Here is a 14475-nt window from a genome sequence, read left to right on the forward strand (position 1 = left end):
GGCTTTTTAGACTGCGATGCTGCTACAGCTTTGCCTTGGACGGGATGGCCTGGAGTGCGCGCTCCCAGATGCCCTGCACGTGCTCCCACCGGCGAATGGCGGCATCCAGCAGGAAGAAGATCAGGAGCATGAGGATGAGAGGCGGCCAGAGCTCGACGTATTGGACGGCCTGCGTCTGGCTGAGATCGGGCTGCTGGCCGGGTTGCAGGACTTTGCCCCCCGTGAGTTTTGTGGCCTGTTGCAGCAAGGTTTCATTGACGGTGCCCAGGCTGGCCTCGCTGCCCGGATTGTGGACCAGACCGGCTGAGACGGTTTCGGCACCACTCTGCGCGCGGATGAGGTAAACGCCGGGCTGGTCCGGGCGGAAGACGGATTCGTAGAGGCCGGGGCCGGTCTGGCCTAACGAAAGGTTTTGTACAGGCTTCAAGGGGGCTCCCAGGGCATCTGCCGAGACAAAGAAGACTTCCGCCTGCACGCGGGCATCGTTGGCGCGGGTGCCGGCATCCTGCTGGAGGTCCACGCGGATGCGGGCGTCATCCCCGCGCATTTCCGCAGCCAGGTCCATGTGGCGGCCCTGCGGCGGGCGGGCGGTCTCACGCAGGAGCTGGGACCAGAAGCGGCTGAAGTCCGGCCAGCGGGCGATCCAAAGGGAGGCCCAGCGGCTTTTGGCATCGCTGGTGAAGGCGGTGACCTTGCCCAGGCCGAAGCGCCAGTGGGCCAGCAGAGGATCGCCCGTATCCGTCACCAGAGGCACCTGGGCGGTGGATTTGCGGATGGTCTTCACATACCCCAGAAGGTCGGGCGAGGTCCAGGAGTCGAACCCGACGAGCATGGGATGTTTTTCGACGAGCTCTGGAATGAACGGCTCCTCGCGCATCATGCGGCCGGTGTGCATGAGGGTGTCCTGGGTGAAGATGCGGCTGATGCTGCTGGCATCCGTAGTGGTGTAAGACTGGCCGCCGCCGCTGCTGGCGATGGCCTGGAGCAGCGCGACGTGGGAGCCCTCCCCAATGGAGACGGTGGAGATGGTGATGCCCTCGCCCCGGCACTGGGAGGCTAGGGCTTCATATCCAGTGCCAGAGGTCTGTCCATCGGTGAGGATGATCATGTGCTTTACCTTGGCCTTCACGCGGCGGAGGGCATCGCGGGCCTGGAGAAAGGCGGGCTCCAGATTGGTGCCGCCCCCGGCGGCGACGGCGGAGATCTGGCCCGCGACGGTGGCGGTGGAGGTGAGCCGGGTCATGGGGGCGACGACATGGGCCTCGCTGTCGAAAGCATAGACGCCGATGGAGTCATTGCGCCCGAGGACCTCTGCGGTGGCGATGGAGGCGGTCTTGGCCATCTCCAGTTTTTCACCCGCCATGGAGCCGGAGCGGTCCATGACGATGGCCACGGCGGCGCTCTGTTTTTCCTCTTCATCCGGCGCCTTGAGGCGGACGGGGAGGATGTCATCAATGGGTGTTTTGTAAAAGCCGCCAAGGCCGAAGCTGTTGGGCCCGCCAAGCATGAGGAAACCGCCGCCCAGTTTGTCCACGTAGTCCCGCATGGCCGTCATGGTGCCTTCCCCCAGCAGGTGCGCAGGCACGTCGCTGAGGATGATGCCGTCATAACCGGAGAGCTGGTCCAGGCTACCTGGGATGTTACCGGGCTGGCGCAGGTCCAGCTCGATGCCTTCTTTGGCCATGGCCTGCTGGAGGTAGGCGGCCTCGCTGTTGTCGCTGTCCAGATAAAGCAGGCGCAGCCGTCCGCGCACATCCACCAGGGTGAGGGCGCTGTTGTTGGCGGGGATGCTGTCCGCGCTGATGCCTTCCAGCACGGCGCGATATTTAAAGATGTTTCGTTCACCGGGGGTGCGGGTGAAGGTTTCTGTCAGCGGTTGACCGGCTTTAAATGTCACGGGCCGCTGCTCCACCTGGATGCCATTTTCAAAGAGGCGCAGGGTGCCCTGCGCATCCAGGGTGGACTCGAGCTGGGCGGTGAGCTTCAGCGTGGCCCCTTCGTTCAGACGGTTGCGGCTGGCGGTGAGCTCCCGCACGCGGGCATCCGGCTTGCGCGGTCCGGCGACGGGCAGGGCATGGAGGCGGACGCCGCTGACACTGGCCTGGCGGGCGGCCTCCAGCAGGCTGCCGCGCGTCTCGTGGCCATCGCCAATGAGCACGATGTCCCGGCTGGCTCCGGCGGGAAAGAGGGCCTGGGCGTACTCGATGGCGGCGCTGTAGTGGCTGTCGCCGCCCTGCGCGGTCTGAAAAGGAGTGACGTCCGGCTCCGGTCCTTCGGGGAGAAGTGCAGGCTGCGCCCCCAGCATGACGATGAAACTTTCCGCCTCGGAGCCGAGGTCGTTTTGCAGCCGCTTCGCTTCCACCAGGCTCTTTTGCCAACCCTCCGCGCCCATGCTCTGGCTGGCATCCACGACGATGCCGAGGGCTTTTTTACCGGTCTGGGAAACCCGGGCCGGACCGGCCAGGGCCAGCAGCGCCAGCAGGACGCCGAGGGCGCGCACCACCAGCAGCAGGCGCTTGCGCAGCCCCTCCATGGGATGCGCGGACCGGTTCTCAAACCACAGCAGCAAGGCCATGGCCGGCAGAGCCAGCAGCAAAAGTTTCGGCGATTCCCAGTCCATGTGTATGAAACGTCATGCTAGGGACAAATGCCGCACTTCCAAGCGAATTGCGGATCCTGAGGAGGAAAGAAAGGAAACGTCCGGGGCGGGTCTCACGCCATCCGCCGGCGGCGGGTGAAGGCGATGAGGAGACCGCCCAGCAGCAGCGCAGTGCGTCCGGGCTCTGGAACCATGACGAGGATGAGGCCGCTGGTGTAGAGCTGCGAGAGATCCCACGCCAGGCCGGGGGCCAGTTCTGGCAGGAGATACTGGTCGAATCCGTATTCGCCATGGACTGGTGCGGTGCCGCCGGTGATGCCTGCCCAGTCAAAGAGCTTCCAAGAATCGCCCTCCACAAAGTTGGTGGAAGGAAGCCCGGTGACGACCTGAAGGGTGGAACTGCTGCCAAAGCTGATGTTTTGCCAGGAGGGAGCCTGGAGGGTGAGCACATCCGCTGCGGTGGACGGATGCAGCGTGCCCTCCCCGGCATTGGTGAAGAGGTCCAGGAGCACGATGCCATGGAGAGAAAGAGTGCCGCTGCCGCCGACGGACAGGGTGAGGTTTTGCGCCACGGTGTCATTGAGATTGCCCACGGACAGGGTGCCGTTGACGGTGATGCTGGCATCCGCCATCGGAGTGATGAAGCCATTGCCGCCCAGCACGCTGCCGCGGGCGGTGAGGATGCTGCCGGAGCCGGTGCCTGAGCCGGTGGTGTTGTTGGCACGCAGGGTGCCTTCATTGAGGTAAACGCCGCCGCTGAAGGTGTTGGCCGCAGTCAGGTTCAGGGTGCCTGCGCCGCTTTTGACCAAGGTCACCCGGCCATCGCCGGCATTGTCCGTGACCGTGGAGCCGATGTTCAGGTTGGCCCCGGTGACACGGATGAAAAGCTCGGACTCAGCGGCGCTGCCGCCGGCGGTGAGGGTGCCGCCATTGATGCGGCTGATGCCACCTGTGCCGGTGCCATTGACGCCGCCGCCGGATTTGAGCAAGCCGCCGCTGAGGAGGTTCAGCGTGCCGCCGCCCTGGGTCAGGTCAATGCCGCCGGTGAGGTTCAGGCTGAGGACCTGGAGGGAAGTATTAATCCCTTGAGCCACGCCCTGGTCGGCGGCAGGCTTGACGTGCAGGCTGCCGGACCACGGAGCGCTTTCATCATTGGCGTGAGTGGTGGTGTAATCTTCAGCCACAAAGGCGGTGACGCTGGCCAGGCTGCCGTCAAGGTTGGTGACGTATTTGGCAAACTCATTGCCGACGGTGGCCCAGCCGCCGATGAAGCCGGCCTCCAGTCCGCCGATCTCCAGGCGGTTGCGCAGGGAGGTTCCCAGGCCCGCACCGCCGAAGTTCAGCATGGAGCCTTTTTCACGGGGCAAAGTGGCGAGGGTGAGGGTGGAGGTGCCATTGGCACCGGCCTGGCTGGTTTGAATGAGGGCGGAACCGGCGGAGACTGTGACGGCTCCGAGGGTCTCCGAATAAACGATGTCGCTGCCATTGACGGTGAAATTGAGCGTGCCACCGGCCAGGGTGATGGGGGCGGCATCGTTGAGCCGGTCTGGATGGTTGCTGTTGCCTGAGCCATTGCCTTTGTTGATGCGCAGGGTGGCGCCCTGCAGGATGTGGACGCTGCTGGTGGCGGTGAGGCGGCCATTGGTGCCGGGATTGCCGCCGGTGGCATTGAGGTGGAGCACGCCGTTTTCGACAATGGTGGGTCCGGTGTAGGTGCTCACGCCGCCCAGGACCAGGGCACCATTGCCGCTCTTGGTCAGGGCCAGGGCACCGTTGGCCCCGTTGGAAAGGACGCCGGTATAACTGCCGCCGCCATGGACGCGCAGAACGCCGGTGGGGCTGCCGCTGTTGCTGCTGATGGCCCCGGAGCCGCTCAGGCTGCTGACGGTGAGGTCATGGCCATTGAGGCGGACGGTGCCGCCGGTCTGCACTGTGAGGCTGTTGCTGCCGTCGGCATTCAATGCGCCTGCGGAGGTTAGGTTCAGGATGCCGGTATAAACCTGGATACCGCCGGTGAGGGTGTTGCTGCCGCTGAGAGTCAGTATTTTATTGCCTGCGCCGGAGCCGCTGAGGGTCAGCCCCTGGCTGCCGGTCAGGCTGCTGTTGATCACCACGGTCAGGCCTGCGGAACCGACCAGGTGGATGTAGCCCGGATGGCTGCCGCCCAGATCCAGGCTGCCGTTATTGAAGGTGCTGTTCACCGTGAAAAGCATGGCTCCGCTCTGGATGCCCAAGGTGGCTGGGGGACCGAGATTGACGGCCCCTGTGGCGCTGCCGGTCCAGGAATTGACGGACACGCTGTTAGGCAGCGAAACGGTGCCGGCGGTGGATTTGAGCACATTGGCCCCTGCCGTGGCGCTGGCCGGTGCGACGGTGCCGGTCTGGGGGGCGAGACCTCTGACCGGATCGTAGGTGGCAAAGGCGATGGTGCCGGAGGCATCCACAATGGCCCAGGGCAGGATGCCGCCGGTGAGGGAAGGAGCGGCATCAAAAAAGAGGCGGGCGGAATCGGCTATGCCTGCGGCAGCGCCGAGCTGTGGAGCCCGCACATAGGCCACGGCATTTTCGGTGCGGTTCAGGGAGGCGAAGCGGAGCTCCACCGCATCCCCGGCCCCGGCCTGCACGGAGAGCGTGCTGCGGTGGTCACCGGCAAAGGTCAGCGCCCCGGCGGTCTCCACATGCGTGCCTGCCACGGCCAGATCCGGGCCATTGTAATTGAAGGTGGCACCGCCGGCGGCGGCACCGTTTAATGTGATGGAGGCCGTGTCGCCGATGCGGTTGACGCTGGCGGTGTCCACGACGGCATCCCCAAAGGTGGCGATGGCGGCCGCGCCGATGGACAGGGAGCTGCTGGCGGCAATGGAGGCTGTGTTTCCCTGGACGATGAGGCTGCCGCCGGAGGTGTTAATGACCGTTGCTCCGGTATAGGCATTGGCACCGGTGAGGAGAAGGGAGCCGCCGCCACTTTTCGTTAGGCCGGAGGATTCGCTGCCATCGGCGATGACCGTTTCAATGATGAGATCCGGGTCAGTGACCAGGTATTGTACTGCGATGGTGCGCGTGCCGTTGAGGTGGATCGTGCCAGGGCCCTGAATGGTGGCGGCGAGCGGTGTGTTGACGCTGGAAAAGGTGATGTTGCCACCCAGATCCAGCACGGCTCCGGCCTCCAGGGTCAGAGCGGCGGCCTCCCCTGCGGCTCCGCCCATGGTGAGGCTGGAGACAGGAACGGTGAGCCCGGCGGCGATGCGCAACTCGCCTGTCTGGATGACGTAAGGGCCTCCAGGAGTGTTATCGGTTTGCGCAGCGAGAGGCGGAAGAGTGGACGTGAGGATGGCATTGACCGTGAGGGCAGAAAGGAAAAAACGGGAGGTGATGAACATGGACGGCGGGAGGAATCGCCGGGTGGATGCCCCTGGTGGGGATGGCCTCGGCAGCGGTTTTGCTGGAGCTGCGTGTCCTGAAAATCAGGACCACTCAGGGCGCTGCTGGCGAGGTCACCTCACAGTCATTGGATGCCTTCCCGTGTTGGGATCGGCGGCGAATCGTGCGTGCTCAAAAAGGCAAACAATAATTCATATTGGAATGATAGGATTTAATTGTGTAATGCATGGATGTCAAATGGCGCTGCAAAAAAAAAGTTCAGACTTTTGCGCCCATGAGCACTTTCATCACATCGTCCATGGTGATCCAGCCGCTGAGGCTGCCATCAGGCTTAATGACGAGGGAGGCGATCTCCTGTTTCTCGAGAAACTGGGTGAGCAACTGGGTGAGGGAGGCGTGGCCGCTGAGGCGCAGCGCGGGGCGGATGAGGTGGGTCCAGCCGGTGTCCGGGTGGGTGAGGTTGTGGACAAAAAGCTCGCGGATGCGTACATAACCAATGATGTGATTGAATCTGCCGTCCGCACTCACCGGATAGCTGCGATGCAGCTTAGGACCGAGCACGGCGACGTTTTCAGCAAACGTCTTGTTAGAATCAAACACCCGCACGGCGGCCTGGGGAACCATGGCCGTTTTCACCCGGCGGGCGCTGAGGGTGGCGGCGTGGATCATGATGATCTCCTCCTGGTTATGCAGAAGCTTTTCCGCCCTGGCCGCCTGCACCAGGGTGATGATGTCCATGATGTGGTCGCTCTGGGTGCATTCGCCATTGGAGCGGGACTTGAACTTTTCGCAGAACTTTTCCATGAGCAGGACCACGGGATGGCAGGCCCACATCATCATCCGTAATGGCAGCAGCAGGCGCGGGGCGAAGCGGTCCGCCTGGTGCACGCCCAGGATCTTCGGAGCCATCTCGCCGCCGAAGAGAACGAGCACTGACATGACAATGGAAAACATCCATAACCAATGGGCACCGTAGGTGACGCTGAAGAGAGCCCCGGCAAAGCTGGCCAGGCCGGTATTGGCCAGGGTGTTAAAAACCAGTACGGCGGAAATGGGACGCTCGATTTGGTTTTTCAATTCCAGCCAGCGGGCCGCATTCTGGACGCCTTTTTTCTCCTGCAGCTTCAGGTCCAGGGGGTTCAGGCTGAGCAGGACGGCCTCTGTTAACGAGCAGAGGAAGGAGATGCCCAGCACAGAGACAACGCAGAGAACAAGAATAAGGAGGGTCATGGACAGATCTGAATCGCGCAGGTCCGGTGGTCCGGTTCTGGCATTTTATCGCCGCCCGAGAGGTGCGGGATCATTGGGCAGGCGGGTCTTTTCGGTGCTTTCCACCTGGGTGACGCGGCCTTCATGGACGATGATCTGGACCGAGCCAAAGCGCATGGCGGCGACTTTTTGTTTCACTATTTCCAGCCATGTTTCGGCTTCAGTTTCAGGGAGTGTCTGGGTCATGGGAGATGTGGCGGGGAGGTGTTGTGTAAATGCCATATCCTTTAAAACTACATTGCGCAAGTAGGAATTAAAATCGCATTCAAAGCAAGCGGCTTGAACAATCTCTCTGCCCACGTTTAAATACAGCCATGCAAATCCCGTCCCTTATTGAATCCAAGCGCGACGGCCACGCGCTGACTGACGAGCAGATCCGCGCCGTGATCCAGGCGTACACTGCCGGGGATATGCCGGACTACCAGATGAGCGCGCTGGCCATGGCCATCTTCTTCAAAGGCATGAGCGGGGAGGAAACGGCTGCCCTCACAGAGGCGATGCTGCGCAGCGGCACCGTCCTTCACTGGCCGGCGGATGCTCCCATGCGGGTGGACAAGCACTCCACGGGCGGCATTGGCGACAAGACCTCCCTGGTGCTCGCGCCGCTGCTGGCCTGCGACGGCCTGTGGGTGCCCATGATCTCCGGGCGCGGCCTGGGCATTACGGGCGGCACGCTGGACAAGCTGGATTCCATCCCCGGATTCCGCACGCAGCTCAGCGAATCCGAGATTTATAAAACCCTGCCCATCACCGGCTGCCTGATGGTAGGCCAGACAGCGAACCTCTGCCCGGCGGATAAAAAACTCTACGCCCTGCGCGATGTCACCGGCACCATCCAGAGCATCCCGCTGCTGACCTCCAGCATCATGGGCAAGAAGCTGGCCGAGGGATTGAACCGGCTGATCCTGGACGTGAAGTATGGCAGCGGAGCCTTCATGCAGACACGGGAGCAGGCCCATGAACTGGCGGAAAGCCTGGTCAATGTGGGCCGCGCCCTGGGTGTACGATCCAGCGTGCGCCTGAGCCCCATGGATGAGCCCACGGGCGAATCCGCAGGCAATGCGCTGGAAGTCATCGAATGCATCCGCTGCCTGCAAGGCAAGGGCCCTGCGGATCTGGAAAACCTGGTGCTGGACCTGGCCTGCGCGGTCTCCATTTCATCGCGGGAAGAATTGAAACGGATGTTAATGGATGGTCGCGCATGGGCCAAATTTCAGCACATGGTCACCGTCCAGGGCGGCAAGGCGGACCGCCTGGAGCGGCTGCATGCCATCCACGCCGCGCCTGTCATCCATGAGATGAAGGCGGACCGCAGCGGCACGCTGACCCGCCTGGATGCAGGCGCGGTGGGCCGCGCGGTGCTCGCTCTGGGCGCGGGCAGATCCAAGGCCAGCGACCCGGTGGACCCTGCCGTGGGCGTGGACAGGCTGCGCAAAGTCGGCCAGGAAATCAAAGCGGGTGAGGTGTTGCTGCGCATCCATGCCCGGTCCCAGGCGGCGGCAGAGGCAGCGCAGTCGCAAATCGCTGCCGGTGTTAAAATTGAATGATTACACCCGCTGTTAGGCGGGTCTGCTGCCAGGCACTTTTTTCCCCGCCTTCCGGGCCTTGGTGATGAAGGCCTCCTGCAAATACACCGGCTCCAGCGGCCGGGCGGCGAGCGCCTGGATTTCGTCTTCAGAAAGTCCTGCGGCAGTTTCCGCGAGGCGGCCGGCATCCGGAGGGCACAGTTGTACCTGCGGCAGGCCGAGCGGAGGGCGGGCATCAAAGCTGCGCCAGTCACCGCCGGTCTGCACACGGGCCTGGGCGGTGGCCGCATCCACGATCTCAATGGGACCTAACAAACGGTTTGTCACGGAGGCTGTGTAAAACATGCCTCGCCGGGCATCGCCAATGACCTGGCAGTCCGCCTCCGGGGCGGTGGTGATGGAGGGCCAGCCGATGACGGGCCAGCCACGTGACAGGGCGATGCCCTGTGCCGCGGCAATGGCGATGCGCACGCCCGTGTAGGAGCCGGGTCCGGTGCCGATGATGATGAGGCCCGGCTCGCTGCCCATCGCCTCCAGCGCCTGGCCGAGCGGGGCAAAGACCTGGGCATTGTGCGACCGCTCGGCGGTGAAAACGGCCTCAAAAAGGAGGGTGCCCTCGCGCAGCACGGCGATGACTCCACGGGTGGAGGAGAGGTCAATGGCGAGGACGGTGCGGCTGTGGCTCATGGCTGGGCGGAGGTGCCTTCCATCACCCGCCTTTCGCCATTGGGCAAGGACGTGAAATGAAACCAGCGGGTGTGCTCCGGCAGCAGGTCCGGAAACAGGTCCGCCCACTCCACGATGACCACGCCGGGCTCGTCCAGAAAGTCATCCCAGCCGACGGTCAGCACCTGCTCCGGGCGGTCCATGCGGTAAAAGTCGAAGTGAAAAACCGGTACGCTGCCGTCCAGGTATTCATGCACCAGGGTGAAGGTGGGACTGGTCACATCCACCCTGGAACCGAGGCCGCTGACAATGCCCTTGGTGGCCTGCGTTTTCCCTGCGCCCAGGTGCCCGCAGAGGGCGATGACCGCGCCTTTCTGGAGGCTGCTGGCGAGCATGCGGCCCCAGTCAAAGGTGGCTTCAGGTGTGGGCAGGAGGGCAGGGGAGTGCATGGGATTCCGGGTTTAAAAATGCTCCCATCCGCCGCCGATGGCATGGCCGGTCTTCATCCCTTCCACCAGGGTGCCGATGCATGTCAGCTTCAGTTTGGGAAAGGCGGTCTTCCAGTCTGCGAGTTGCGCCTGGGTGACGCTGGGGGCAAGGGCCAGCAGCAGCTCATAGTCCTCACCATCGCCCAAGGCTTGGGCGAGAGTGCAGCCGGGGTTTTTCGGAATGGCTTTCGCGTCCAGTTCGAATCCGAGACCGCAGGCGGCGGCCATCCGGGGCAGGTCTTTGGACAGGCCGTCGCTAAGATCCATCATGGCCCGCACCGGCAGGTTTTGGGCGATCCAGTGGGCCTCTTTCATCCGCGGCTCAAATTTCAGGTGCTTGCCACGGATGGAGCCGCCGAGGCGGCCGGTGACATAGAGCTGGTCGCCGACGGAAGCAGCACTCCGGGAAATCCATTTTTTGGCCGGGGCGGTGCCGGTCAGGCTGACGGTGATGATGAGCTGGCTGCCTGAGGAAGTCTCGCCGCCGACGATGTTGACGCCATAGGAGTCCGCCATGGCGCGCAGCCCGGCATACACCTCCAGCACCCGTTTGACCGGCGTCTGCGGCGGCGCGATGAGTGTGACGAGCGCATGTCGTGGCGTGGCGGCCATGGCGGCAAAGTCGCTGATGACACGGGCCATCGCCTTGCGGCCGATGAGCTTCGCGGGCGTCTCCGGTGTGAAGTGTACGCCTTCCACCACGGTATCCGTTTTGAGCAGCAGGTTCTCCCGGCTGCCTTTCACCACCGCGCAGTCATCGCCAGGACCGAGGATGACGCTGACATCCTTTTTCAGATCTTTGATGATAAGGCGGATGAGCTCGTTCTCACCAATGTCGGTCAGAGTGGTCATTTCAGCTCAGGGAAAAACAGCATGAGGGCGATGCTGGTGCCATTAAAAACCGCATGCATCAGGATGGGCACCGCCAGGCTGCCGGTGCGCTCATACGCGGCGCAAAAGACCAGCGCCAGGATGGCCAGCGGGATCATGCTGCCGATGTGAAAATGAACGACGGCAAACAGCAGGGCGGAGCAGAGGGCGGCAAAATAACCGTCCGTAAAGCGCTTGATGACACCATAGATAAAGCCGCGAAAAATGACTTCTTCAACAATGGGTGCCACGATGGCCGCCGCGATGACCAGGAGCGTTTTCGCCAGCGGGTCAGTGGATTTACGAAAAGCTTCCACTGATTCCTGCTGCGCCAGGTCCGGCCAGAAACCCTCCAGCCACAGCGTGACCACTGAGGACGTGAACATGACGATGACCAGGGTGGGCAGCATGAAAATGAGCACCGTAGTGAAAACGCGTCCGGCACTGAGCCGGCGGATGCCAAAGAGGTCCACGGGATCCAGATTACGGATGGCCCGCAGATAGAAAAGCAGGACGGCACAGACGAGAAGCTGCATCAAAATGCTGACAAACATGGCCGTGGCGCTCAGTTCCGTGTCAGCGGCTGCGGCGGATTCAGCGGCAGGTACCACCTTTTGCAGACCGCCCAGCAGCAGAATGGAAATGGCCGCCAGGACGATGGCATCCAGGCTGGTGTAAGGGAGGACTTCGACCTTGCCCCCTAAATTCCAAACGGCGCTGGGGCGGGTCTGACGCACCCATTTATAGGCCGCCACGCCGATCAGCAGCGCCAGCCAGACAATGAGGGTGATGTCGCGCAATACACCGGCGGTAGGGGCATCCATGTGAGTGAAGGCGTATGGCTCAATGCAGGTAGGAACCCGGCAGGTAATACATCATGCCCGGTTGCAGCTTCGGCATCACGCCGCTGGTGAAGTCCACTTCCACCTTGGCGGGTGTCTGAGCTTTGGCCGAGGCCATGCCCAGGACGCTGAAGAGCGTGGGCTGAGACTCATACTTTACCACCATGGCATCCGGGGCCGCGCCCAGCTCACGGGCCAGGGTGTAGGCATCTTCGATGTAGCCGATCTGGTCCACCAGCTTTGCATCGAGCGCCTGCCTGCCGGTGACGATGCGGCCATCAGCCACGGTGTTGCGGAGGACATCTTTCGGCACTTTTCGGGCATCGGAGACGATGCCGAGAAAGCGGTCATACATGGTGTCCACCAGGCCCTGGATGTAGGCTTTCTCGTCCTCGCGCATCGGGCGGGAGCCGCTCAGAGTGTCCTTATATGCACCGCTGGTGAAGGTCTGCGGGGCCAGACCCACTTTCCCATACAGCTCATGGTAATTCGTGGAGGACATGATGACGCCGATGCTTGCCGTCAGGGTCGTCTCGCTGGCCACCACCTTCGTCGCTCCGCAGGCCACATAATAGCCGCCGCTGGCCGCCACGGAGTCCATGTAAACGACCACCGGTTTTTTCTCAGCCGCCTTTTTCACCGCCGCATAAATGATGTCGGAGGCGGTGACCTCGCCCCCAGGGGAATTGACCCGCAGAACGATGGCCTTCACCTGGTCATCCTCCAGCGCCTGTTCCAGGCTGCGCTTGATGGTGTCCACGCTCGGCAGCGCGGCTTCGAGAAATCCGCCGGTGCTCATGGAACTGATGATGCCTTCCAGATCCAGGTGTACGATGCGGTCACTGACACCCGTTTTGCCGCTGACCACGATTTTTTCCGTCAGCTTTTCAGGCTGTACGGGCAGGCCTGGAAGGCTGCTGCCTACTAGAGTCATGAATTGCAGGGCATTGAGCCCCAAACTAACAAACAAAAACGCCACCAGTGCAGCCAGCAGACAGCCATAAACAGTTCGATTCATGCCGCAATCCTAGGCGGGACCCGGTGCGGGCGCAAAAGGAATGAAGAGGATTCACTCCGTCATTCGGGTGGAAGCGGACGCCGCAAAATCTGAAGAAGGGGATTCAAAGTCTGAATGAAACCTGCTGTCAGATCCCGTTCAATACGCCACAACCATGAACCGCCGCCATTTCCTCCAATCCCTCGCCGCAGTCGGTGCGGCACCTGCCTGGGCCGCTGCCGCCTCCTGGAAGCTTAACTACATGCTGGCCTCCTCCATGTATGGCAACCTGTCCCTGACGGAAATTCTGCCCGAGGTCAAAAAAACCGGCGCGACAGGCATTGAACTGTGGCCTAAAAAACACGGTACCCAGCGCGAGGAGCTGGACGCCATCGGCCATGACAAGTTTGCCGACATGCTCAAGGAGCAGGGCATCAGCTTTGGCGGCAGCACCCGTTACGATCTGGGGCCTTTTGGCCTGACGGAAGAGATTGCCGTGGTCAAAAAATTCGGCGGCTCCTTCATCGTCACCGGCGGCAAGGGCGACTTCAAAGTCACCCCGGAGCAGCTTCGCAAAAACGTGAAGGACTTCGTGGAAAAGATGAAACCCCACGCCGCCCTGGCTGCGGAAAACGGTGTGGAGATCGGCATCGAGAACCACATCAACAACATCATTGATACGCCGGACTCCCTGCGCTGGCTGGCCGATGACATCCGCGACATGCCAGGCATCGGCATTGCCCTGGCCCCGTACCATCTGCCGCAGGACCCGGCTCTGCTGGCCGGCCTGATCCGCCACATTGACAAAAAAATGACACTCTTTTATGCCTGGGAGCACGGCATGGGCTGCATGAAACCCATGCCCAAAGAAGAGGAGCTTCAGCAGATGCCCGGTCGCGGGCCGCTGGACTGGAAACCGCTGCTCCAGGCCCTGCGCGAAACCAACTTCACCGGCCCCACCGAGATCTTCATGCACCCCACCCCACGCGGCATCCCCATCCTGCCCACCGCCGCTGAAACCACCGCCGAAATCGTCCGCGCCAAAAACCACCTCGACAGCCTCATCTAAAACTCGATTAACAAGATTTAATCCAAGGAATCAAACTTCCCCTACTGAAATCTTGTTAATCCTGAAATCGTGTTAATCCTGTAAAAAAAAGAATCTCCACCAGCCCCCTTATGCCCGAAGCCAAAGTACTCCTCATCGTCGGTGACGCCACCGAGACCGTTGACACCCTGTATCCCTTTTTCCGTCTGATCGAAGGCGGTTATACTCCGGTCGTCGCCGCGCCGGAAAAACGGAAGTACCAGATGGTGCTGCATGAAATCAAGCCCGGCTGGACCATCACCAAGGAGTGGGAAGGCTACAGCATTGATGCCGACATCGCCTTCAAGGACATCAACCCGGAAGAATACGTGGGCATCTTTTTCAGCGGTGGCCGCGCCCCGGAATACATCCGTGAAGATGCCGACCTGCTGCGCATCACGAAGTGGTTTTGGGAGCAGAAAAAACCCTGCGCCAGCGTCTGCCACGGCGTGGAGATCCCGGCCCGCGCCGATATCGTCAAAGGCCTGCGCATGGCCACCGTGGCCAAGTGCAAGTTCGACCTGGAAATCTGTGGCGGCATCTACGTGAACGAGCCCTGCGTTATTGACCAGCACATGTACTCCGGCCGCACCTATCATGACAGCGGCCATTTCATCGGCCCCTGGATCAAAGCTCTGGATGCCGAGCGCGCCAAGATGGGAGTCTAAGAAATGACGAATGACGAATGACGAATGATGAATGACGAATTCAATCCGAATGATTAAGCCCACCCCTTCTCATCTCGACGTC

General features: G+C 62.0%; 12 protein-coding genes. 3 read left to right on the forward strand and 9 right to left on the reverse strand.

The features are described 5' to 3' along the window. Nucleotides 1-22: 22 nt before the first annotated feature. The 4 genes from WJU23_RS04305 to WJU23_RS04320 form a co-directional block, all read right to left on the reverse strand. Entirely contained in the window at nucleotides 23-2620 is a 2598-nt protein-coding gene (locus tag WJU23_RS04305; RefSeq protein ID WP_346331303.1) for a VWA domain-containing protein, read from the reverse strand. A gap of 92 nt (nucleotides 2621-2712) precedes the next feature. Next, nucleotides 2713-5979 (reverse strand): autotransporter-associated beta strand repeat-containing protein, encoded by a 3267-nt coding sequence (locus tag WJU23_RS04310; RefSeq protein ID WP_346331304.1) that lies wholly within the window; start codon nucleotides 5977-5979, stop codon nucleotides 2713-2715. Between the two features lie 259 nt (nucleotides 5980-6238). Beyond that, on the reverse strand, nucleotides 6239-7210 hold the full coding sequence (locus WJU23_RS04315; protein ID WP_346331305.1) for a CNNM domain-containing protein: 972 nt from the start codon (nucleotides 7208-7210) through the stop codon (nucleotides 6239-6241). A 45-nt stretch (nucleotides 7211-7255) separates the two neighbouring features. Continuing rightward, nucleotides 7256-7435, reverse strand: a complete 180-nt coding sequence (locus WJU23_RS04320; RefSeq protein WP_346331306.1) for a YezD family protein — start codon at nucleotides 7433-7435, stop codon at nucleotides 7256-7258. Nucleotides 7436-7563: 128 nt separating this feature from the next. Here WJU23_RS04320 and WJU23_RS04325 point away from each other — a divergent pair, with 128 nt between their 5' ends. Then, nucleotides 7564-8796, forward strand: coding sequence for a thymidine phosphorylase (locus WJU23_RS04325; protein WP_346331307.1), 1233 nt, complete (start codon nucleotides 7564-7566; stop codon nucleotides 8794-8796). A gap of 12 nt (nucleotides 8797-8808) precedes the next feature. On the opposite strand, the gene tsaB is transcribed toward WJU23_RS04325, so the two are convergent. From tsaB to sppA, 5 genes are read right to left on the reverse strand one after another with little or no spacing between them, the layout of a single operon-like run. Next, nucleotides 8809-9462 carry a tRNA (adenosine(37)-N6)-threonylcarbamoyltransferase complex dimerization subunit type 1 TsaB gene (gene tsaB / locus WJU23_RS04330; protein ID WP_346331308.1) on the reverse strand — a complete coding sequence of 218 codons (654 nt, stop codon included), beginning with the start codon at nucleotides 9460-9462 and terminating at the stop codon, nucleotides 8809-8811. Further along, nucleotides 9459-9890 carry a tRNA (adenosine(37)-N6)-threonylcarbamoyltransferase complex ATPase subunit type 1 TsaE gene (gene tsaE / locus WJU23_RS04335; RefSeq protein ID WP_346331309.1) on the reverse strand — a complete coding sequence of 144 codons (432 nt, stop codon included), beginning with the start codon at nucleotides 9888-9890 and terminating at the stop codon, nucleotides 9459-9461. The genes tsaB and tsaE overlap by 4 nt, the downstream gene beginning before the upstream one ends. Nucleotides 9891-9902: 12 nt before the next feature. Continuing rightward, a complete protein-coding gene (locus tag WJU23_RS04340; RefSeq protein WP_346331310.1) occupies nucleotides 9903-10781 on the reverse strand; it encodes a thiamine-phosphate kinase in 879 nt (292 codons plus the stop codon). Next, nucleotides 10778-11623, reverse strand: a complete 846-nt coding sequence (locus WJU23_RS04345) for a type II CAAX endopeptidase family protein (RefSeq protein ID WP_346331311.1) — start codon at nucleotides 11621-11623, stop codon at nucleotides 10778-10780. Before WJU23_RS04345 ends, WJU23_RS04340 begins: the two co-directional genes overlap by 4 nt. Nucleotides 11624-11642: 19 nt before the next feature. Continuing rightward, complete coding sequence (gene sppA, locus WJU23_RS04350) at nucleotides 11643-12659, reverse strand: signal peptide peptidase SppA (protein ID WP_346331312.1); 1017 nt, start codon at nucleotides 12657-12659, stop codon at nucleotides 11643-11645. Nucleotides 12660-12813: 154 nt separating this feature from the next. Here sppA and WJU23_RS04355 point away from each other — a divergent pair, with 154 nt between their 5' ends. After that, a complete protein-coding gene (locus WJU23_RS04355; protein WP_346331313.1) occupies nucleotides 12814-13707 on the forward strand; it encodes a TIM barrel protein in 894 nt (297 codons plus the stop codon). 110 nt (nucleotides 13708-13817) lie between these two features. Then, on the forward strand, nucleotides 13818-14393 hold the full coding sequence (locus WJU23_RS04360) for a DJ-1/PfpI family protein (protein WP_346331314.1): 576 nt from the start codon (nucleotides 13818-13820) through the stop codon (nucleotides 14391-14393). The last annotated feature ends 82 nt before the right edge of the window (nucleotides 14394-14475 follow it).

Source organism: Prosthecobacter sp. SYSU 5D2 (assembly GCF_039655865.1).
Lineage (GTDB): Bacteria > Verrucomicrobiota > Verrucomicrobiia > Verrucomicrobiales > Verrucomicrobiaceae > Prosthecobacter.

What these genes read in the sequence shown, in the direction of transcription:
- WJU23_RS04315 (WP_346331305.1), bottom strand. Translation starts at nt 7,210, where the DNA reads ATGACCCTCCTTATTCTTGTTCTCTGCGTTGTCTCTGTGCTGGGCATC.
- tsaE (WP_346331309.1), bottom strand. Translation starts at nt 9,890, where the DNA reads ATGCACTCCCCTGCCCTCCTGCCCACACCTGAAGCCACCTTTGACTGG.
- WJU23_RS04360 (WP_346331314.1), top strand. Translation starts at nt 13,818, where the DNA reads ATGCCCGAAGCCAAAGTACTCCTCATCGTCGGTGACGCCACCGAGACC.
- tsaB (WP_346331308.1), bottom strand. Translation starts at nt 9,462, where the DNA reads ATGAGCCACAGCCGCACCGTCCTCGCCATTGACCTCTCCTCCACCCGT.
- WJU23_RS04355 (WP_346331313.1), top strand. Translation starts at nt 12,814, where the DNA reads ATGAACCGCCGCCATTTCCTCCAATCCCTCGCCGCAGTCGGTGCGGCA.
- WJU23_RS04345 (WP_346331311.1), bottom strand. Translation starts at nt 11,623, where the DNA reads ATGGATGCCCCTACCGCCGGTGTATTGCGCGACATCACCCTCATTGTC.
- WJU23_RS04305 (WP_346331303.1), bottom strand. Translation starts at nt 2,620, where the DNA reads ATGGACTGGGAATCGCCGAAACTTTTGCTGCTGGCTCTGCCGGCCATG.
- WJU23_RS04340 (WP_346331310.1), bottom strand. Translation starts at nt 10,781, where the DNA reads ATGACCACTCTGACCGACATTGGTGAGAACGAGCTCATCCGCCTTATC.
- WJU23_RS04325 (WP_346331307.1), top strand. Translation starts at nt 7,564, where the DNA reads ATGCAAATCCCGTCCCTTATTGAATCCAAGCGCGACGGCCACGCGCTG.
- WJU23_RS04320 (WP_346331306.1), bottom strand. Translation starts at nt 7,435, where the DNA reads ATGACCCAGACACTCCCTGAAACTGAAGCCGAAACATGGCTGGAAATA.
- sppA (WP_346331312.1), bottom strand. Translation starts at nt 12,659, where the DNA reads ATGAATCGAACTGTTTATGGCTGTCTGCTGGCTGCACTGGTGGCGTTT.
- WJU23_RS04310 (WP_346331304.1), bottom strand. Translation starts at nt 5,979, where the DNA reads ATGTTCATCACCTCCCGTTTTTTCCTTTCTGCCCTCACGGTCAATGCC.